17 protein-coding genes and 3 pseudogenes are annotated in these 19,033 nt (G+C 67.2%); 7 read left to right on the top strand and 13 right to left on the bottom strand.

Features of this window, described 5'->3' with window-relative positions:
* Window positions 1-208: 208 nt before the first annotated feature.
* The 4 genes from IA22_RS0130455 to IA22_RS0130435 form a co-directional block, all read right to left on the bottom strand.
* Window positions 209-808 carry a BLIP family protein gene (locus IA22_RS0130455; RefSeq protein WP_030125448.1) on the bottom strand — a complete coding sequence of 200 codons (600 nt, stop codon included), beginning with the start codon at window positions 806-808 and terminating at the stop codon, window positions 209-211.
* A 1,158-nt stretch (window positions 809-1,966) separates the two neighbouring features.
* Window positions 1,967-2,821 carry an nSTAND1 domain-containing NTPase gene (locus tag IA22_RS38150; RefSeq protein ID WP_015575592.1) on the bottom strand — a complete coding sequence of 285 codons (855 nt, stop codon included), beginning with the start codon at window positions 2,819-2,821 and terminating at the stop codon, window positions 1,967-1,969.
* A gap of 130 nt (window positions 2,822-2,951) precedes the next feature.
* Window positions 2,952-3,350, bottom strand: coding sequence for an ATP-binding protein (locus IA22_RS37780; protein WP_015575590.1), 399 nt, complete (start codon window positions 3,348-3,350; stop codon window positions 2,952-2,954).
* A gap of 332 nt (window positions 3,351-3,682) precedes the next feature.
* Window positions 3,683-4,099 carry a hypothetical protein gene (locus IA22_RS0130435; RefSeq protein ID WP_030125445.1) on the bottom strand — a complete coding sequence of 139 codons (417 nt, stop codon included), beginning with the start codon at window positions 4,097-4,099 and terminating at the stop codon, window positions 3,683-3,685.
* Between the two features lie 243 nt (window positions 4,100-4,342).
* Here IA22_RS0130435 and IA22_RS0130430 point away from each other — a divergent pair, with 243 nt between their 5' ends.
* Window positions 4,343-4,795, top strand: coding sequence for a hypothetical protein (locus IA22_RS0130430; RefSeq protein ID WP_015575587.1), 453 nt, complete (start codon window positions 4,343-4,345; stop codon window positions 4,793-4,795).
* 158 nt (window positions 4,796-4,953) lie between these two features.
* Window positions 4,954-5,469, top strand: a complete 516-nt coding sequence (locus tag IA22_RS0130425) for a hypothetical protein (protein WP_015575586.1) — start codon at window positions 4,954-4,956, stop codon at window positions 5,467-5,469.
* 106 nt (window positions 5,470-5,575) lie between these two features.
* Here the strand turns inward: IA22_RS0130425 and IA22_RS0130420 are convergent, their stop codons facing one another.
* A complete protein-coding gene (locus IA22_RS0130420) occupies window positions 5,576-6,127 on the bottom strand; it encodes a hypothetical protein (protein WP_030125443.1) in 552 nt (183 codons plus the stop codon).
* 120 nt (window positions 6,128-6,247) lie between these two features.
* Window positions 6,248-6,389 (bottom strand): annotated as a pseudogene (locus IA22_RS38145) (IS5 family transposase); the annotation flags it as partial.
* Between IA22_RS38145 and IA22_RS35585 the strand changes: the two are divergent.
* On the top strand, window positions 6,382-6,894 hold the full coding sequence (locus IA22_RS35585; RefSeq protein WP_319302587.1) for a S1 RNA-binding domain-containing protein: 513 nt from the start codon (window positions 6,382-6,384) through the stop codon (window positions 6,892-6,894). The pseudogene IA22_RS38145 and the gene IA22_RS35585 sit on opposite strands and share 8 nt — an antisense overlap.
* A 228-nt stretch (window positions 6,895-7,122) precedes the next feature.
* Here IA22_RS35585 and IA22_RS0130415 read toward each other — a convergent pair.
* The 4 genes and pseudogenes from IA22_RS0130415 to IA22_RS0130400 all read right to left on the bottom strand — a co-directional run.
* Window positions 7,123-7,371: pseudogene (locus tag IA22_RS0130415) on the bottom strand (Tn3 family transposase); the annotation flags it as partial.
* A gap of 258 nt (window positions 7,372-7,629) precedes the next feature.
* On the bottom strand, window positions 7,630-9,216 hold the full coding sequence (locus IA22_RS0130410) for a hypothetical protein (RefSeq protein ID WP_030125441.1): 1,587 nt from the start codon (window positions 9,214-9,216) through the stop codon (window positions 7,630-7,632).
* 326 nt (window positions 9,217-9,542) lie between these two features.
* Window positions 9,543-10,352: an SAM-dependent methyltransferase gene (locus tag IA22_RS0130405; RefSeq protein ID WP_030125440.1), complete on the bottom strand. Its 810-nt coding sequence runs from the start codon at window positions 10,350-10,352 to the stop codon at window positions 9,543-9,545.
* Between the two features lie 91 nt (window positions 10,353-10,443).
* Complete coding sequence (locus tag IA22_RS0130400; protein WP_030125439.1) at window positions 10,444-12,093, bottom strand: SpoIIE family protein phosphatase; 1,650 nt, start codon at window positions 12,091-12,093, stop codon at window positions 10,444-10,446.
* A 323-nt stretch (window positions 12,094-12,416) separates the two neighbouring features.
* Here IA22_RS0130400 and IA22_RS0130395 point away from each other — a divergent pair, with 323 nt between their 5' ends.
* The 4 genes and pseudogenes from IA22_RS0130395 to IA22_RS0130385 all read left to right on the top strand — a co-directional run bounded on the left by IA22_RS0130395 (window position 12,417) and on the right by IA22_RS0130385 (window position 16,204).
* On the top strand, window positions 12,417-12,734 hold the full coding sequence (locus tag IA22_RS0130395; protein WP_051694861.1) for a transposase: 318 nt from the start codon (window positions 12,417-12,419) through the stop codon (window positions 12,732-12,734).
* Between the two features lie 886 nt (window positions 12,735-13,620).
* Window positions 13,621-14,781, top strand: a complete 1,161-nt coding sequence (locus IA22_RS34375; RefSeq protein ID WP_245229625.1) for a tetratricopeptide repeat protein — start codon at window positions 13,621-13,623, stop codon at window positions 14,779-14,781.
* 540 nt (window positions 14,782-15,321) lie between these two features.
* A pseudogene (locus IA22_RS36590) lies at window positions 15,322-15,450 on the top strand (IS5/IS1182 family transposase); the annotation flags it as partial.
* 199 nt (window positions 15,451-15,649) lie between these two features.
* Complete coding sequence (locus IA22_RS0130385; protein WP_245229624.1) at window positions 15,650-16,204, top strand: carboxymuconolactone decarboxylase family protein; 555 nt, start codon at window positions 15,650-15,652, stop codon at window positions 16,202-16,204.
* A 14-nt stretch (window positions 16,205-16,218) separates the two neighbouring features.
* Here IA22_RS0130385 and IA22_RS34370 read toward each other — a convergent pair whose 3' ends face one another.
* The 3 genes from IA22_RS34370 to IA22_RS34365 all read right to left on the bottom strand — a co-directional run bounded on the left by IA22_RS34370 (window position 16,219) and on the right by IA22_RS34365 (window position 18,978).
* Window positions 16,219-17,007 carry a transposase gene (locus IA22_RS34370; RefSeq protein ID WP_386295793.1) on the bottom strand — a complete coding sequence of 263 codons (789 nt, stop codon included), beginning with the start codon at window positions 17,005-17,007 and terminating at the stop codon, window positions 16,219-16,221.
* Between the two features lie 133 nt (window positions 17,008-17,140).
* Window positions 17,141-17,569: a DUF6924 domain-containing protein gene (locus IA22_RS37770; RefSeq protein WP_245229623.1), complete on the bottom strand. Its 429-nt coding sequence runs from the start codon at window positions 17,567-17,569 to the stop codon at window positions 17,141-17,143.
* On the bottom strand, window positions 17,551-18,978 hold the full coding sequence (locus tag IA22_RS34365; protein ID WP_245229622.1) for a Curculin domain-containing protein (mannose-binding) lectin: 1,428 nt from the start codon (window positions 18,976-18,978) through the stop codon (window positions 17,551-17,553). Before IA22_RS34365 ends, IA22_RS37770 begins: the two co-directional genes overlap by 19 nt.
* Window positions 18,979-19,033: the final 55 nt, after the last annotated feature.

Genomic DNA, 19,033 nt, shown 5'->3' with positions numbered 1-19,033 from the left:
CCACTCGCTGATCTTGTACGTGATCTTGTACGTCAGTGAGGTCCGGGGGCGATACCGTCCCGGAGCGCCCGGCGCTCAGGCCTGGTGCGCGGAGTTCGCGCCCTATCGCCGGACGCTTGCGCTCCTCTGCGGCTTGGGGCGCCGGAATCGGGGGACACCCCGGAACCGGGAGAGGGGCCGAGAGGGGCGCTCGAGGCTGCCGGACGGGTCAGTGGGGGTCGTTGCGGGAGTAGTAGGTCTTGTGCGTCAGTACGCCGTCGGTGAAGTGGAACTCGATGTCGGGGTAGGCCTCGGAGACCGTGCCGGTGCACTGGATCATGGTCTTCCAGCCGCTGGGCGACGGGTAGCCGGGGTACTCGACCCACCTGTCGGTGCATGCCGTGCCGGCGATGCGTGCGTTGACCTCGGCCAGCGTGTCGCCCACCGCGAACTGCTGCTCGTACTGGGCCTTGGTCATGATCATGGGCAGATCGCGTGTGTACCAGGCGTAGGCGAAGGCGTAGTCCTTCTCCTTCCTCGTCAGCTGATCAGCGGTGTTGAAGGTGAAGGACCCTGTCTGATCGTCGAACTGGTTCTTCGCCCAGCACACCAGGGGGCCGTCGCTCCCGGTTCCGGAGCAGTGCGGCCGTGTGCCGATGACGGCTGCGACCTGCTGCCTGCTCATGCCGAAGGAGATGGCCTGGTACTTGGTGTCGGTGAGGTAGTTCTCGTCCGGGTCGGTTTTAGGGGCGGCCGAGGCGACTGCCGCGGTGGGGCCGGCCATGGTGGCCGCGAGAAGGGCGGCGGTGACGAGACGACGAAGACGCATGAGCATCCTCCTGCCGGAAAGGGGCGAACGTCCGCGACTCGGACGGGCGGCCACAACGGCCAGAGGGATCCTGGGACCTACCGCTCTCACGACTCTCTCCACCCGGTATCCGACGGCCGGCGATGCTACGCCTGTCGAACTCTTGACACGCTCTGACTGGAAGTAATCAACGTTGCAGGTCGGTTGGCGCACAGGTACCTGCAGGGGAGACTCCGACAAGACGAGGTCGATCATCCGTTCGGTGAGAGGTTCGAGCGAGATGTCGTAGGTGCGGGAGACCCGCTGCAGGCGGGCGATGGCCTTCCGGACTCCTGCGGTGTTGCCGGTTGCCCCTTCGATGCGCATCCAATCGCGGTGGAGCACTTCCCACGTTTCGTCGATGTCTAGGCCACGAAGGGCTGCGTGCCGGGTCGCGTCCATGTCGGGATCGTTGTCTTCGGTGAGCCAGGCGGCGAGAGTGCGGGTGCCGTCGACAACTCGGGAAGTGACCTCCTGCTGGAGGGGCTCGGCTCATGGTACTCATGGCCCTCGGAGGGCTTGCCGCGGACCAAACTGAGCGCGTTCTCCACGTCTGGGATACCGGTCTCCGGGCCGGCGGCCGCGGGTAGCCAGCTTCTGGAAACGGTCCCAGTCCGAACGGATACCAGGTGGAACGCATAGCCACGCCTGCGGCGTCCCTTGCACGGGCGTCTGCGGCTGGACGGTTTCCGACGACGTCGCCGAAGCCGTCGCTGCCCGGGTCGCCCGATTCCGGTTCCTCTGCCAACTTGATTTTTAACCCGTAGGAGGTTTCTGCCCGTGGCTCGCATACTGGTTCGATGAGCTCGAGCTCCAGGTGTCATCGGTTCCGGGACCCTCGCAGCACGAAGTACGACTTTCTCGCGTCGGTCCTCGTGTGTTGTCCTGGCTGCGAGAAGGTCGCGCACGTCGGTATAGCACCGCATCGGTCCGGGCTGCACGACCAGGTTCTCTTCGCACCAAGGCGCCTCGTTTGTCGGAACTGCGGTGTGGTTAAAGAATGGAGTCGTGGCGGTGTGGTCTTGCATCGGGACCGGCACGCGCCGGCCACGGACCCATACTTCGATGTCCGTCTCTGGCTGCAGGCCGAGGCCCGGCACGGGTGGATATGGGCCTACAACTTGGAACACCTGGACCTGATCAGACGATTCGTGCAGGCACCACTGCGTGAAGCGATTCCCTGGCACGACCACGGCCGAAAGATGACCGTGGTCGCCCGCCTGCCCGCATGGATGCAGCAGGCCAAGAACCGTGATGAGGTGCTGCGTCTTGCCGGTTAGAGCGTTCCCAGTCTTGTGCCCACCTTTCCAGCTCCGTACGGCGCCGCAGCTTGTCGGTACTGGCCGCGGCAGCTTGACGTAGCGGGGCCCACTGGCGGAAGAGCGCCTCATGGGCGACGTCCAGCACGGCATTGTCGCTGGTGATCAGGCATCCGGTGACGAACGCATCGGTCACGGTGCGTTCGTCGGGCGTGAGGTCGTCGCGGTGCGCGCGGCGGCGGGTCGGTTCGCCGTGCTCCAGGGTCACGAATTTCAGCAGTGTGGAGAGCACAGGCGTGTCCGCGTCGGCCGCACGCAAGTCGGCGGTGATCCGGTCCGCGTGTTCGGACAGTGCCCCAGCGACCCCGCCCAGGCGACGGTAGTCGTCCTCCGTCACCGTCCCACCAGAGCTGACCCGCAGGAAGAGCTCCTGAAGGGTGTACGCCAACAGCGGCAGTGCGTCCCCGCCTTCTGTGTCGTCCACCATCCGGGCCACGCCCCCGGGAGCGAAGCTCAGGGCCGCCTGTTCTGCGGGCTTCTCGATCACTTCGAACAGTTCTGTGCGGCCGAGCACACCGACCAGCGTCGGCTGGTGAATCAGCGCGGCGTATGCGGTTCCCAGGAAGTCGGTAAGGAAATCCGATCGCAGGGTGGCCACCACCCACAGATGCGGATCCGCCGCAAGCGACTCATCGATCAGCGAGAAAACCGCGCCGTGCGCAGCCGGTCCAGGCACCGCCGTATGCCCGCAGACCCCTGGGCCAGTTCCGTCTGGACCTGCTCGACGGTCATATCGGGCAGCACCGCAGCGACACTCGACGCGAAGCCCACCAGCGGATCGGCGCCCGGTGCTAACGCCGGCGTGATCACCCACCGGCCCGCCGCCGCCTCAGGGCGGGCAGTAGCCCCGCCCGCACCAGCGAGGACTTACCACTCCCGGAGGGACCGATTACCGCGACGAACCGGTGCGCACGGGCCGGGGCGGACGGATTGAGCCTGCCGACGAGATCCCTGATCTCGCGGTCACGGCCGAAGAACACGCCGCCATCGTCCTCGGAGTTCCACGTCCGCGCGATCGCGACAGGCCGCTCCAGGAAGTGCAGCCAGACCTGTCCCGCGACGAGAAGCAAGAGCACGACCGCTACCAAGGGAACCGACCATTCCCGCAACAGGCGCAGTGGCCACGGGACATGATCCGTCTGACTGGTGGCGTAGTTGGCCGCCATGCCCAACAGAGCCCCGAGCAGCATCAGCAGGACGTCCAAGACAAGCTTTACCGGACGACGGTCCACGCATCCCCACCAGAATCAGAGTCCGCTATCACTCCACGCGTTCGAGCAAGGGTCAGAACCCCTCGGTTGCCAGTATCTACCGGGTGCTCGCCGAGCACGCCAAGCGCGAGGCGTACCCGGAAGCCGTCGAGCAGGTTCACGCCGACTTCGCAGCCCTCGCTGGCCCCGAAGTTCCAAACCCGTACGGAAGCCAAGGCCCCAACAACACGCTGAGTTACTAGCCGCTTCGTGGCAGCTTCGGGAGAACAGGACCGTATCCAGCAGTAGTCACCCCGGCGCCGGCAACGCGTAGTCGCGCGCGGTTGTCACCAGGCGCCGCGGGGGCGGTCGACATCGAGTTGGACTTCGCGTCGGCACTCCGGCAGTCCCTCTACCCGGCGCGGCCGGCCGCCCTTCACCCAGCGGAACCCGCACAGCGCGTTGTGCGTGACGCCCCGGAAGAATTCGTCCTTGGTGGCGTGCGAGCCGTAGCCCGGCACCATCCAGGTCAACGTCGACTCCCCGTCATACGGTGCTCCGCCCGGCCACGTGTAGGCCGGCTCGGTCGTGGTGCAGCGCATCCGCAGATCAGGCCCGGTCCAGCGCTGGCCGTACCGGAGCTGCGAACTGGCGCCGACCGCGTCCGCGAGACGCCCGAAGGACAGGTCGTAGTCGTGCAGGTGCTTCCACTTGCCAGGTGGCTGCTCGCGCGTCAACGAGCGGAACATCAGCAGCAGCCGCACCGAGTGGTGATGAACGACCCGGACCGTGTTCGTCTCAGCGTCGAAACCGTATTCGGACTACAAATTGAGACAGAACCCGAAGTCGTGTACAAACCCAGGTGGCCAGTTCCGAATGTCTGGCGGGCAGCTGCTTGTTGCGGTTGGCTGGCGGGATGCCACAGCCCCGAGTTCTGATGGTCTACGGCATGGTGAGTAGGGGGTGGTTTTGTGGAGGCGGGGGTATGGGCGCCGTTGTTTTCGCTCGTGGGTGTGGTGCTGGGCGGAGGTCTGACGGCGTTGTCGCAGCGAGCCACTCAGCGTTCTGCTGAGCGGTTGGATGAACGGCGGCAGATCGCGGCGGGGGTTGAGAGCCGTCGGGCGGAGCAGTTGCAGGCGATCAAGGATTTTCTGGCGTGTGTGCAGGAAGCAGAAGGTGTGGCATACCGGCGCCCTGAGGGGTGGGGTGAAGCGGTGAGCGGGGAGGATGACGAGGGTTGGCATGCGGTGGCGTCGGCGGTGATGGGCAGGCTCTGGATCGCCGAGCGGCACCTGGTGCTGCTGTGCCACGCCAGTCTTCACGCTCCCGCGGAGGGGTATGCGCGGGCGTTGAATCAGGCGGTGTGGCGGGAGATCGGCCAGGTCGAGGTCAACGAGTACGTCGAAGCGCACAAGGACGCTTTCATGGCCGCGGCCCGGGCGAGTCTCGCCACCGTCTGAGCTGTTCAGCTCGCGGGCTGGCGCTTCAGGTCACTGGCGGCTGAGAAGCTTGGGACGCCCCGAGGCGATCACGAAGATGTCCGGGATGCAACGGTGGCGGAGGCGAGGGCTTAGACCGGCGGCTGCCTGCGTTGCGGGGGAGGGGGCAGACTGACGGCATGGATTCAGGTTTCGCGGCGGTCCTGGGCGCGGCCGTCGGCTCCCTGGCGACGCTGGGCGCTGCTTTCATCACCGGACGCTCGCAGGCGAAAGCGCAGCAAAAGCAGTGGCACCGTCAGCAGCGGCGTGACGCCTGCGCCGTCTACCTCGGCGCCCTGCACGCCCGGGACATCGCCATGGACGGCATCCTTGATCTGCTCCGCCGAGACGCCCCGGTAGCGGACATCGACGATGCGGTCCGCCGCTTCGTGTCGCTGGCCCGTGAGGTGCACCGGGCCGTTGAGGTGGTCATGCTCGAAGGACCTGCCGCGCTGGCTGCTTCCGCAGAACGTGTGGCCCGCGCATCCGGCGACCTCTCCCAGGTCATGCGAGGGATGGTCGACGACGCGCATGCTGGCGACACGACGCATCGGACCGAGAACCTGGCTCGCGCAGCGCGGATGGAACATGCCCTCTACCAAGCCGTCCAGGACTTCCGTCGGAAGGCCCGCGACACCATCACCAACACCGGTTGATGCATTGAGCGCGCGCCCCACGACATGTTCGCCCCCGGCCAGCCCGCCTCGCCGGCAGCTCCTGGACGCGAGAGCGCCCGCATGGGACAGATGTCGATGCCATGAGTCATGTCCGTCGCCGTTGACCCAGCAGGCGGGTCTGCTCCGTCTTGAGCGTCGTGAATCCATGGCGCGCGTAGGCGGCGAGCTGCTCGCTGGGGAAGGACACCACTGACAGGTGCTCGTCGTGGTGGCCCTGCGCCCATCGTGCGGCAGTGATCTCGTACCCCGACACATGCGCGCACAGATCGAGAAGCAACGGCGGCATCATGGAGCCGGTCAGTAGGTCTGCGTGCTTGACGACCAGATCACGCATGGCCTGGATGTTCGGCAGGAACACGGTGGTGACCCACAGACGCCACTCAGTGAGCTCTTCCTCAGTCGGCGCGGCTTCACCGGCGAACGGTGACCGGCCACCGGGGCGGGCATGACGTTCCACGAATGCGGCAAACGTACGGCTGTTGGCCTCGGTGAGGGCAAACAACGGACCGTAAAAAGAGGCGAGTTGCCGGTTCACTCGCGCCAGTCGTTCTTGACGCTGAGCCAGCCGAACGCTGTTGAGGTATGTGACGACATAGCCGGCCAGTGCCAGCCCGATGGTGACGACCACTGCGCTCATGCGAGGGGATGCTAACGACCTCGTGCACGATAAGCATCACCGCAGGTCAGGGGCTTGCACCGTCGCAACACTCGGGCCGTTGACCTGCATGGATGGGGCGACAGTTCTTATCGTGCACGAGGTCGTTAGGCGGGGCAGCACGGTAAGGACTCTGGTGGTGGGGTCGCGGCGGACGATGCGCAAGTCGATGCCGAGGGTGGCGGCGTGCTCCAGGAGATGCTGGCGGTAGCCGCCCGTCGACCCAGGTTGTGCGCATGGCTGGAAGCATGATGAGTGGACCGTCTGAGAACCCAGACCTCTGGGCATTCCTGGAGTCGCTGCACCGCGGCGATTTCCTTTCCGGCGCCGTCACAGCGATCGAACGGTTCGGTGTGTTCGTTGCGCTGGATGACGGCCCCGACCATCCGGTCTTCCCGGCGTCGGGTTCATCTCCTTCGCTGAACTGTCCTGGCGACGCTTCGCGGCAGCACCGACGTCGTGCAGGTCGGGCAGCGCGTCTCATGCGAGTTCCTCGAGTTCGACTCATGGAACCTGGAGGTCAGACTGTCCTTGAAGGCCACACAGCCGGACCCTTTCAGGTATTCGCCGACACCATCGCGGTGGGGCAGAAACTGCCTGGCCAGGTCACCAAGCTGATCCCGTTCGGCGTCTTCGTCCAGGTCGCCGACGGGATCGAGGGACTGGTTCACCTGCGAGAGCTCGCCTGGACACCGTCGGAGACTCCAGGAGATGTCGTTCAGGTCGGCGATGAGGCACGGTGGTCGTAACCGAGATCGACCGAGAGCGACGCAGGCTATCGCTATCCCGACGACAAAGCTCATCCGCCGGCGTGTGACGCGCCGCAGGCGGGCCGGCTGGCCGAGCCTCGGGAAACTCCTGGGGCCCAGCCAGCCGGTGAGAACGCGGCGCTCAGGAGCGGCGACATCGTCCACGAACGCGCCGTGCTGCGGCGTCTGACGACGGCGGGCGGCAGGATCGCGCAGGCCGCCCGGCAGGTCCGGGAGCTGGAAGGAGTACCGGCCGAGCATATTGATGTGGTGCCGCACAAATGGCGAGAGCCGGGCCACCTCCTCGTCGCGGACGTCGAAGCGGTCCTCGCGAAGCTGGGTGATTGCGGCGTCCATATAGCGGGTGTTGAAGAGCGCGAGAGCGTTGAGGACGAGGCCGAGGGCCCTCGACGCCAGCGAAGCCGATGTCCTGCCGTTCGACGGGACGCAGTAACCGCACAGGGCGGAGCCTCGCACGGCTGGTTTTCACATCGCTGAGCGTCGAGAACTCCGTGATCATGTAGGCCCGCGTCGCGGACTGCGCGCTGGACGCGGTCGTCGCCCATACAGGGCGGGCTGATCCTGGCGCGTGCATACGGCGACGACGCGACGTTCCTCGGAATCGTCGCCCGCACCGAGCAGCACCTGCTCGGCCCCACTCGCTGAGCCGACACCCCGAATCGGCCTCAGCCAGGCGACCGGTTCGGCCCGCTTGCTGTCGTGGCTGCTGGTTCGTTACTGGCGGCTGATCGCTCGTGAGATACCGGTGGCGGCGGTCGTGGCCAGGATCCATCCGGCAGCGGTCAGTGCGTAGGCGAGCCATTGCCCACTGCCTCGTGGCGCGAAGGAGGTCTCCTGTCCGAAGGCGGTGATCGGGATAAGAAGGTCGAGTGTGTAGAAGACGGCGCTGAACGGAGGTGCCTTCGCCGCTTCGAGGGGTGCGGGAGGATGCGCTCCGAAGAAGAGAGCGCCGCAGGCGAGCAGAGCCATGAGCCAGAGGCCGGCACGGAGCGGCCGGTATCCGTAGCCGACGGTCGCGTCCTGGAGGTAACCCCAGACGCGGAGGTGCAAGGGGAGCGTGGAACGGCGGTGGCGTTGCTTGGCGAGGAGGACCGTGCGTGCTTCGTCCTCGTGTCCGAGTCGCCGGTAGTCGGCTGCGAGCTGCTCGAACGGCTGTGGGAGGTAGCCGTTGGTGCTGCGCCGGAGCCAGTCAAGCCGTTCGGTGGCGGTCAGCGGGGAGGCGAGGGCGTCGTAGGTGGTCCCGGTCAGCCGGAGGTCGGCGGGCCAGGTGGCGGGTGCGTCGTACAGGGTGCCGAGCTGGGCGTGACTTGCGTCGACGGTGCCGTCGATTGGTTGCCGGGTGCGGAGATCAGTCTCCCGAGCTTGTGTCAGGCGTAGGGACAGGGCGGTGCCCCCGGGGTTCGTCAGCGTGGAGTTCCGGAAGCTGAGCTGCGTACCGATGCGGCTGCCGTCGAGTTTGATGCCGCCGTTGACGCTGAGGCCCAGGCCGAGGTCGAAGTTGCGGGCGACGTTGACGTCGACGGCCTCCAGCGCGATGTCGCTGGCGTTGTTCAGCCGGGCGCCGCAGAAGCCGATGGCCGCCGCGACCGTGGCGCCGGAGAGGATGATCCGCCCTTCGGCGCTGAAGCCCGGATGGAAGGTGAAGTCCTCGGTGACATGGACGTGATAGGCGTCCAGGGCGTTGCCGCCCGGGTTGCTCAGCGAGGCGCTCTCGAGGTCGAACTCGCCGGAGATGGTGGCGCCAGAGATGCGGAATGTTCCCTGGACGGCAAGGTTGGTACACAGCACGTCGCCGCCCACGGTAAGGCGAACTGCGGATATCGCCTCGGTGCCGGGCACGGTAATTACGGTGTCGCGGACGTCCAGGTTGCTGTGAATCTGTGCGCGGGTGAGTACGAGGGGCCCGGTCAAGTGGGAGCGGGACAGGACTAGCCGGCCGTCGATCTGGGCAGTGTCGGCTGCGAGACCTGGCAGAGTGCAGCCGCTGAGAGCCAGCTCGCGGATCTTGGAACCCTCGAGCAAGGGCACTTCGTCGAAGTGGCACTCTTCTAGGACGATCGGCACCGCGATCTCGGCGAATCGCAGATCCAGTTTGCCCGCGATGCAGGCACCAGTCAGGCGTAGCGCCGGGCGGTCGCCCGGGGCCGGATCGGCACCGGCACCTAGCAACAGTGCTGCGACGACCTCGGCCCGTACTGCGCGTTCCGCTGCTGACAAGCCGTCGTGGACATCGACGACTCCGCCCCGCGCGAAGGACCGCCACAACTGACTTTCAACAGCACTGAGTTCGCCGAGATCCACGATCAAGGATCATCCCGGTGCGGGCATGCCAACGACAAGACCCAATGACGTCCCGATCTCGCGGACAAGGCAATCGCGGCTGTCCATCGTAGGAGTGAAAACCATGATCCTTTCTCTAAGATCTCGTACACGATAAGAACTGTCGCCACATCCCTGCAGGTCAACGGCCCGAGCGTTGCGTCGGTGCAAGCTCCTGAGCTGCGGTGATGCTTATCGTGCCCGAGGTCGTTAGTCGGCGGCGGTGATGCCGAGGACGACGTGCCCGGGCTCGCTGAGGTGGCGGGCTGCGATGACGGAATTCCGTACCCGGTCGACGCCGCGGCTGCTCAGGGCTTTTTGGCGACTGCCCCGTACATGGCGATGTCACGGCCGTTGATGCCGGTCTGTTCAGGGCCGGGACGCCAGGAGTGCACCTGGGTGACCCCCGGCTCCTGCAGTTCCAGGCCGTCGAAGAGCGAGGTGGCGGTGGCGAGTTCGCGCAGGACGAAGGGCATGCCTTGCTGGCGGTATTCCTGGGCGACTTGGTTGACCTCCGCGGGTGCGAAGTCTGCGGTGCCGATGGTCATGGCCAGGTAGCTGCCGGACGGCAGTGGATCCAGCAGCTCAGCGATCAGGCGCCGGTCGTCGGGCGGCAGGATGAAGTGCATGATGCCGATCACCATGAGGCCGACGGGCTGGCTCAGGTCGATCAGTTCCCGGAACTCGGGGCTGTCCAGGATGGCGTCGGGGTCGTGCATGTTCGCGTCCACGTATGCGGTTGCGCCCTCGGGTGAACTCTGCAGGAGGGCGCGGGCGTGGGCGAGGACGATGGGGTCGTTGTCGACGTAGATTACGTGGGATTCCGGCGCCACTTCCTGCACGATCTCGTGCAGGTTCGGCGACGTCGGCAGGCCGGTTCCGATGTCGAGAAACTGGCGGATGCCCCGTTCCTCTGCCAGGAAACGGGCGGCTCGATGCATGAACCGGCGGTTTTCCAGCATGTGCACGGGCAGGGCGGGCCAGTGCCGGGCCATGGCGTCGCCAGCTTCCGCGTCCACGGGGTAGTGGTCTTTGCCGCCCAGGATGTAGTCGTACACCCGGGCGGAATGGGCACGTGTGGTTGCCAGTCCGTCCTGACGGTCGCTCGGCGTGTTCATACAGAGCCTCTTTCGTCAGGGGACGGGCCTTCTCGACGGTATAGAGGCACTGTCCCGGGTGCAACCGATGAGGTGCTCGGTAAGGGGCTGGTCATGAGTCCGGCCGGGCTTGCAGGGCGATGATGGCGATGTCGTCTCGGCGGTGGTGAAGAGGTGGGAGAAGGCCGCGGATCAAGGAGCGTAGCGGAGGGCTTTGGCGGGCCAGCGCGTCGGTGCGTTCACGCAGCTTTCGGAGGCTGTCGCTGATGTCCGTGTCCGGCGTCTCCACCAGCCCGTCGGTGTAGAGCACCAGGGTGTCGCCCTCAAGCAGGTCTGCGTAGAGGGTTGCGCGGGTGAGGCTGTCGGTGACGCATAGGGGCGGGTCCGGGGCTGTGAGGTCGTGCAGATACCGCGACGGCGCGTCTGCCGGAATCAGCAGGGGCGGCGGGTGCCCGGCGTTGGACAGGGCGATGGACCAGCCGCCGTGTGCCCGGCGACGCAGGACCGCGTGTACGGCCGTGATCATCGCCGGGCTGTCGAGCGCCTGCACGATGCGGTCGAGACGGTTCAGGGTGGCCGCAGGGCTGGCGGTCGGGCCGCTGTCGTACGCGAGTCCCCGCAGGATGCTGTTGACCCGTGCCATGGCCATGGCCGCGTCGAGGTCGTGCCCCGCGATATCGCCGATGGACAGGGCGAGGGCGTCGGCGGAGAGCCGGACGGCGTCGTACCAGTCCCCGCCGACTTCCGCCGCTGAGTCCGCCGGATGGTAGAGCGCGGTGATCGTGAGACCGTCGATGGACGGCGGGGCCGCCAGGAACGACTGCTGCAGCGCAAGCGCCTTGCCACGGATGCTCTGCAACTCCATCGTCCGGCGCAGCGGCCCGCTCATCTGCTGAAAAAGGTCCTGCAGCAGTGAGAGGTCGGCCTCGTCCGGGGGCGGGTTGCCCCGACACGTCGCGATCGTCGCCAGCGCGACGGTCCGGCCGTCCACCACCACGGGCACCAACGCTATGCCAGTCGCCCCGGCCTCCCGCAGCCACCGTACGGAAACGTCCGAGAGCCCGTCCCCGGGAGGCCCGTCGGGAGGGAAGGCCAACAGGCTGGCCTCCTGGCTCTCGATCGCCCGCTGGGCGACCGGGCCTAGCACAAAATCGGCGTCGAGCGGGGGCAGGGAGGGCAGCCCCGGGGCGAGCCCCACACGCTCCGGCGACGTTGCGGCTGGTGCGTCGGCGGGCCGCACACCGGCCTCGACGCCGTCCACGAGACGGAAGATGGCCACCGCGTCAGCGAGCTCGGGCACAACGGCTGCGGCCGTCGTCAGAAAAGCCTCCGAAAGATCGCGGGCGGCGGGCACCGCCGCCATACGAGCCAGCAACTTCTCCCGCATACGGCCGTGCCAGTGTTCCTCCGCGTCGGTGGCCGTTCCGACAAACTCCACCTCACCGTCCTCGTCGACAACGGGCGCAGCGATGATTTTGACGTGGCGGAAGCGGTCGACGGCACCGTCGAGCCGCACCCTGACGTTCGTGTCGAGAGGGGACCGCTGTTGCGTGGCCCTGCGCCACGCCCGCTGGAACCAGTCCCGGTCCTTGGGATGCACGGCATCCATCCACGAGGTATCGGTGCCGGGAGTCCACAGCTTCTCGGCGATCCCGCCTCCGGACAACACGGTGACGACACCGCCGGGCGACATCACCCATACCGACTGCGGCACGGCCCCCATGAGCGCCTGGTACCGCCTGAGGAGACGTTCCTCGTTCACGGCCGTCCCCTCCGCCGCCAGGCCGACGGGACCGAGGACCGGGCCGGCGGCATGGCACCGCCTGCGGCCTGCCCTGAGGGCCTCCGCCCGTCCCACTCTCCGGACGGCGCCAGTGGATCATCACCACTCATGCTCCGATAGTCCCTCGCATCCCGCACATCAGCACACCCAGGCGCTCCGCGTGACCACCGAGCCTTTCAGCGGCCGATGGCGCCGCGGTACATACCGTCGGTCACAGAGTGCACTCGTGGGGGCAGGCCCAGGCAGACGGAAGCGAGGACATGCCCCTGAGGGCGACCGGCGTTTCCTCGGAACGGCACTGCGTGCGGGATCTAGCGTCCTTCGCGCACCTGTGCGGCGCCACCCCGATCCCCGCCTTGTCCGGCCGGACCGACCGTCACCGCATCAACCGCGGCGGGGACAGCAACGCCAACAGTGTCCTCTGCACCATCATTCTGGTCTGCATGCGGTACGACCAACGAACCCGGGACTACGTCGCCAGACGCACCACCGAGGGCATGTCAACCAAGGACATCATGCGGTGCCTCAAGCAGTTCGTCATCCGCGAGATCTATAGGCACCACAGGAGCACAAGCACCCTGGACAGCGCGGGCTCGGCCGGAACCAAGATCGATCTCTAGCAATGAGGCCGGCAGGCATACGCCGAGCTGGCACTCGGCACCCTGCACGACCGCGTCGGTCAGCGGCGGCTGAACCCCGTACAGGCCCTCGCCCCCACAACGTCGCCTTATCAAACCGCGCCACGAACGCATCCTATGGACCTCGCAGCTCGGCTTGACGATCTATAGGAGCTTCAATAAAACAGCGCCGCCCCTGGGTACCTCCGCCGCGTGAAGAGGTCCGGGGGCGGCTGAGGGCTGTTCTACTGCGCGACCTCGTACTGCACGGTGGTGTCGGGGCAGGCTTTGGCGAGCGGAGGAGTGCGGCGCGTTCCTTGTCCTCGGCGGTCGGGCCCCGGCGGAGCTTGGTGCTGCTGCAGTCCGCACCGTAGGTGCAGTGAGCGCCATCGGCCGGTGGCAGCCACGCGGCGGGGTCCTGGTCGGACTTGGACCGGTTACTCTTCGCGGTGACCGCGGCCAAGGGCCGGTCTGCGCCGAGGTCGTTGGCGTAGGCCTGGCGTCGCTCGGCGGCTCAGTCATAGGCGCCAGTTGGTGAGGAGCGTCATTCGAACCGTGCGGTATTCCCACTCCGACCCAATAAGGAAGAGGTTCGCGCCAGTGATGCAGGCAGCGTGCGGTTCCATCGCTCGCTTGCCATGGAGACGGTACGAGAGTTGCCGGCGCTGTCAGTGGGTGGGGCTACGGTACGTCGTCGTGGACATTGGTGATCTTGACTATCAAGTCCGGATGCAGTCCGGCTGTATACCGCCGCATCTGGTCTCCCGGCTTGTCGAACTCGGCCATGTCGAGGAGGTGGAGTTGTGGGCCGGTCGTGGGGAGTGGTTCTGCGCGCAAGAGTGGGCGCGGCTGCTGGCAAGGTCAGGGCCGCGAGGAACAGGCGCTGGCAGTGCTCACCCCCTACGTCGCCACGGGATGGTGGACGGCTGTCAGGGCTACGGCGGAACTGCTGGAGAGCTGGGGGCGGGCCGACGAGGCGATCGCGTTGTCCCGGTCACGCATGGAGGCCGGGCACCCGCAGGCACTGCAATTCCACGCACGGCTGCTTGCTCGCCACGGCCGGGGCGACGAGGCATTCGACCTGTTGCGACCTCACATTCACGACTGGTCCCTCGCCGCTGCCCTGACCGACGTCGCGGACGACGCTGGCCGGGACGACGAAGCGGCCGCGCTACTCGCCGCCCAGATCCCCGACGAGCACCGGTGCGACGGACCATGGTGCTGCCGTGGCCTCGACCCCGACACGGCGATCGGACTGCTCGCCACGATCCGCGAACGCCAGGGCCGCATCGACGACGCCATCGCCCTGCTGCGAACCCGGGACAACAACTCGCTCAACAACCAGGATCAGCTGGCCGATCTGCTGGCCCGGCAAGGCCGGACCGAGGAACTGCACGCCTACGCGGCAACCGAGCCGCTCGGGCACGCCGCTCGGCGTCTGGCGGAGCTGTTGGAGGAACGCGGCGACGTGGAGGGCGCGATTGCCGTGTACCGGCATGCTGGTGACGCGTCCGTCTGCCCGGGAAACGTGGCAGTGGATCTCGCACAACTCCTGTCGCGCCACGGCCGGGTCGACGAGGCGGTTGAGGTGATGCGCGCGCTGGCCGACGCGCCTGGCGGAGCCGAGGACTGGATCGTCGACATGCTCTGCACCCTCTATGCCGACCAGGGCCGTCCCCAGGACGGCCTGGCCTACCTCGACGCCCTCAAAGCACGTCGCGGCGAGGAGGAGTGGGAGCTCTTCTGGATCCGGCTTCCACTGATGGCAGCGTGTGACCGGGTTGACGAAGCGGTTGAGCAGACCAGTTACCATCCCGAGGGCGGGACGTCGTACGCGGTGTCGCACGTTGCCAGGCTGCTGGCGGGCGCCGGACGTCTCGAGGAGGCCGTCGCCGCACTCGAACCCTACTCGTCGGCCAACAGCCATGACCTGGCTGGGTACCTCATCGACCTCGGCCGCGTGGAAAGAGCCGTAGTCGTCCTCCAGCAGCACAGCCCCAAGCCGCCCCCACCATCACCCGGACCCTGGCACGACACACCGCCGTTCTGAACAAACGTGATGGTGTCACGGTCCGTCTGGTGACAAGCCTGCTCCCCGTCATCGTTCTCGACGGGACTGGATGCCCGGCCAGGCCGCTTTCAAGGTCCGTATGGCCGGATCCTGCTACGACGGGTCTGATCACGGCCCTGCACACGGATGCCCGTCATGCTCGGGACCCGTCGCTGGCGGTGCCGATCCGCTACAGGACGGGTTCGTAGCTGACGATGGTGGGGAGGTCCTCGGCGAGTCCATGGAGAGCCTGGCGCTCAGCTTCATCGGAAGCGAGGTCCCAGCGCTCATTCGCCCCTTTGGCTGTGAGGCGAGTGAGTGCTCCAACCACCCGCCCAGTTGGCCCCGGTCGGTACCACGACTCTTCGCGCGCGGCAGGGCAGAATGCGAGTGTGGCTCTTTCCAGTAGTCGGGCGCAGACGTCAACAGCGCGCTGGTCGCCGTGAATGAAGGGCTCTACGGGGCCAGGAATGCTGACAGAGGGGCGATCCGGATGACTGATCGGGAACGTAACCCGATCTGCCAGTGGTGTGGACAGCCCGCTCTGGGTGTCCCTACGGTTACGGAATCCCCCTCGGCAGGGTCCTGGCCGGAGCAAACCGCCACGACTCCCCGCTGCTCGCCCCCCTGGACTTGCTGCACGACCTGGGGCCGTTGCCCGACGCGGTAGCCCGCCGTCGCCACCGCAGCGGCTGTTCCCGCCGAGGACCGGATCTCCAGGCTTACCGCCCTGGTGGAGCTGAGGAAGCAAGGGGCGCTGTCGGAAGCGGAGTTCGAGGCGGGGAAGGCCCGCGTCCTCGCAGGTCCCTGAGGCCGCCGTGACTGGAGACGGGCGCGTCGTCCGGTACCCGTCGGGCGGAGGCACCCCATGAGCGATCGCACCGCCGATCAAGGCCGAGCCTCACACGATCGCCAGGATTCCGATCGTGCGACGGCGGGGTGGCTGCGCTTCCGGGGTAGCGATGCACCGTCAAACGCCGTGCTGGTGCAGAATCACGGTATGACCGAGCACAGCCCTGACTACATCCGCTCCCTAAACAATGCCGAGCGGATCCTCGGCTTCAGCCTGGCGCCGTTCGTCGACCCCCGGCCGTCTGAGCCGGCCAACGCCTACGACTTCACCCGGATCGCGACCGAGCACGCCTTCAACGACGCCTGGCCCCGCACCGATCACCTCGACCTGCGTACCCGCGCGCTGGTCTCCGTCACCATCACGGCGAGCCTGGGCATCTTGGAGCCGCTCCGCGGCCAGCTGCGGATCGCCCTGTACAACGGCGTGACCAAGGAGGAGATCGTCGAAGCCTTCATCCAGATGGCCGTCTACGCGGGCGTCGCCCGCGCGTTCGACAGCTATTCCGTGGCGCGCGAGGTCTTCGCCGAGTATGACGAGGCGCGGGGCGCGGCCGCGACCGACGATGATTAAGAGCAGGTGTGTATTCATGGGTGCCGGTTCGGGCGGTCGTCCCAGCGGTGGGTGGTCCAGGCGCCCCGGATCAGGCTACGGACGGTGATGATTGTGTCCGCGAGGTCGAAGAAGGCGTCGATGACCGTGGCCCGACGTTCGTAGCAGCGGGCAAGGCCATGGAAGGCGTTCTGCCAGGCGCGCGTGCGCTCGACGTGCCAGCGCTGGCTTGCCTGGATCGGCGTCTTCTTGCCCTTGCGGGCGATGCGGCCGTGCAGTTTGCGGGCCGACAGTTCGGCGCGGGTCCTGTCCGAGGCGTAGCCGGCGTCCAGGTGGACGGTGATGTCGTCGGGCAGCGGCCCGAGGTCGTGCAGCAGGTCCAGGATGGGGGCGAGCAGCGCAGTCGTGGCGGTTTGCTCCGGCCAGGACCCTGCCGAGGGGATGCCGTAACTATCTGTCATGCCCGAGCGCTTCAGGCCCTGTTTGCCGCGGTCGACCGGTGAGCCCCCGGCGTCCTCGCCGCCACCGGGCGCCTTGGTGATGGAGCCGTCGATCGCGATCTGGTCGAGCACGAGTTCGACGATCCGGTCGTAGGACTGGAGCCCGATCTGCGTGAACTGGGCGAAGACGCCCAGCCGGGTCCACTCGTCACGGCGGTTGCGGATGGTCGTGGCCGAGCAGGTCGTGTCGGCAATCGCAGCTTGTCGAACACGATCCGATCGCTGACGCGGCGGCGGTGGCACCGCAGTGGGTGCGTCGGATCGAAGGCCGGGCGCTGCGGCAGCAGCGCCGCGAATCGGTCCCAGAGTGGTTCGGTCAGCCATGATGGCAGGACGGGCACAGGTCCCCTCAGTGATCACAGAGCAACGCATCTCCATGATCACCGAGGCCTGTGCCCGCCTTGCTGCCGGAGTTCCCGCACCGCCTATCTGCGCGAGCTCTAATATCCTGCCGAGGTCAGAAGCCCCGGAAGACACCGTTGTCGGCGACGTTCTCGAAGTCCTCCCAATCCATGTTGGCGAGGGAAAGATTGTTCTCGACCGACCACAGTTCTGTGGCTACGACCCGGAGCGGGCTGTGCTCCTGCCTGGACTCACCCTCCTCACGTTCGTCGTCTTCGTCGACTCCGTCGAATAGCGGGAGGGCCAGCAGCGGCATCTCCGGCGTCGTGAGGGCGGTCTTGTCGGCCACGATGAGAAGCTCGGTGTCCAGCTCGTGTGCCGCCGAAAGGATCTGTTCGGTCGTCAGGTCGCGATAGGCGGGATCATCCACGGGGTGGACGTTCGCGAGGAAGCCGTCCTGGTTCGGTGTCATGACGGTCGTGAGCAGGGCTTGCCAAGCGGTCGGGTCGGAGAAGTCGGTGCGGATCAGCAGGGTCTCGTCCACGTCCGGCAGGCTCTCCACGAGCCCTCCCCGTGCGGGCGGGTTCGGGGTGGCGGCCGGCTCGGCCACCGCCTCGCCGTCGCGCCAGACGACGGTGCGTCGGCACGGCACAGGACCACTCCGCCCTCCTCGACACGCAGTTCGTCGGCCGGTCCGCCCAGCGGTGGGCGTTCGTCGCCGAGAACGCGCAGCATGCCGTCCTCGTCGAGCCGCAGTCCGGGCTCGACCGCCTCGCCGAGGTGCAGATACCAGAGCCAGGTCTGGTCCGCCCCGAACAGCACGAGGCGGCGTTCGTCCCAGTGTCCGAGTACGGTGCTTCCGTCGGGGGAAGTGAGGGAGTGCCGTCCGAGCGTCTGTCCTCGGCGCAGCACAGCACCCTGCGGGGCGTCGGCCGTGGGGCCATGGCATGCCGTGTGTGTGCCTGTTGACCACACCGACCGGCCGTCCACGTCACGCAGTTCGGCGCGGCCGTCATCACCGACCACGAGCCTGCGGGCCCCCGAACCGGACGGGCCGGAACTCCACACCGGGACACCATGGGTGTTGCGGACCGAGAGGACGCCGTCCTCGGAGAGCTCGGCCCACCCTCCGTCCACCCACCCGGTGCCGGTCGACCACACGGCACGGCGCTCGGTGTGGCAGTACAGAGTCAGGTCGCCGTTGCCCTGGTGAGTCAAAGTGTGCGTACCGGCGGGAGACGTCAGCGACTGGTTGCGCAGGCGCCCTCCCACCTCCAACGCGGGCCCACCGTACGCGTAGGGCTTTCCCGGGGGGACCGGTCCATGCGGGCGTTGGGTGCCCTCGTGCCACAGGACGGTCCCGGCGGAGTCGACCAGGCACAGCATCAAGGCTTTGGATTTCGAACCACCCGCCAGGTGCCGGCGCCAGGTGAGCACGGTGTCTTCCTGTTCGAACCAGTCGACCAGCGGACGGGTCAGCGCGTAGCTCCTACCCCCGCCCTTCCCGTACGCGCAGACCCGCAGCCATCCGTCCTGCTCGCGGGCCACTGTCCGCCGCATCTTCCCCTCCCTGACCAGATACGTATCCCGGTTGATGGCAGCCGCAGGCGCCGCGTCCCCGAGCGGCACAGGGCGGGTGAGTCCGGTGCGTATGTTGCCCAGGCGGACGTGGGAGCGGTCAAGGAGTTCCAGCTCTCCGGCATCCGTGAGGACGAGGTACTGCGCGCCGGGCGCGGCGAAACCGGAGCGCCACACCGTGTCGTGGTCCTCCCCACCCTCGACGACGACCTCGTACCCGTGTCCGAGAAGCAGCTGTCCAGCTGCGCCCGCCCGCCAGACGACCTGACCGCAGTCGGTGTCCGTGACCACGGCGACACCCTCCGAGTCGCACCGCAGCACGAACCTCTCCGAGGGAGACGCCAGCTGGACATCGGGGTAAAGACGTTCGAACATGGGCAGTTCACGCACAGAAACCCTCTTCTCCTACCGGGTGACGCCAGGTCCTGGT

Source organism: Kitasatospora papulosa (assembly GCF_000717245.1).
GTDB classification, from domain to species: domain Bacteria; phylum Actinomycetota; class Actinomycetes; order Streptomycetales; family Streptomycetaceae; genus Streptomyces; species Streptomyces papulosus.
The sequence above is the reverse complement of the archived record's forward strand: the minus strand, read 5'-3'. Positions and strand labels throughout refer to the sequence as shown.

Excerpts from the sequence above, each read along its gene's own strand:
- IA22_RS0130405 (WP_030125440.1), bottom strand. The coding sequence starts at position 10,352 with ATGAACACGCCGAGCGACCGTCAGGACGGACTGGCAACCACACGTGCC.
- IA22_RS0130385 (WP_245229624.1), top strand. The coding sequence starts at position 15,650 with ATGAGCGATCGCACCGCCGATCAAGGCCGAGCCTCACACGATCGCCAG.
- IA22_RS34370 (WP_386295793.1), bottom strand. The coding sequence starts at position 17,007 with ATGGCTGACCGAACCACTCTGGGACCGATTCGCGGCGCTGCTGCCGCA.
- IA22_RS0130420 (WP_030125443.1), bottom strand. The coding sequence starts at position 6,127 with ATGAGCGCAGTGGTCGTCACCATCGGGCTGGCACTGGCCGGCTATGTC.
- IA22_RS34365 (WP_245229622.1), bottom strand. The coding sequence starts at position 18,978 with ATGTTCGAACGTCTTTACCCCGATGTCCAGCTGGCGTCTCCCTCGGAG.
- IA22_RS35585 (WP_319302587.1), top strand. The coding sequence starts at position 6,382 with ATGGCTGGAAGCATGATGAGTGGACCGTCTGAGAACCCAGACCTCTGG.
- IA22_RS0130425 (WP_015575586.1), top strand. The coding sequence starts at position 4,954 with ATGGATTCAGGTTTCGCGGCGGTCCTGGGCGCGGCCGTCGGCTCCCTG.
- IA22_RS0130455 (WP_030125448.1), bottom strand. The coding sequence starts at position 808 with ATGCGTCTTCGTCGTCTCGTCACCGCCGCCCTTCTCGCGGCCACCATG.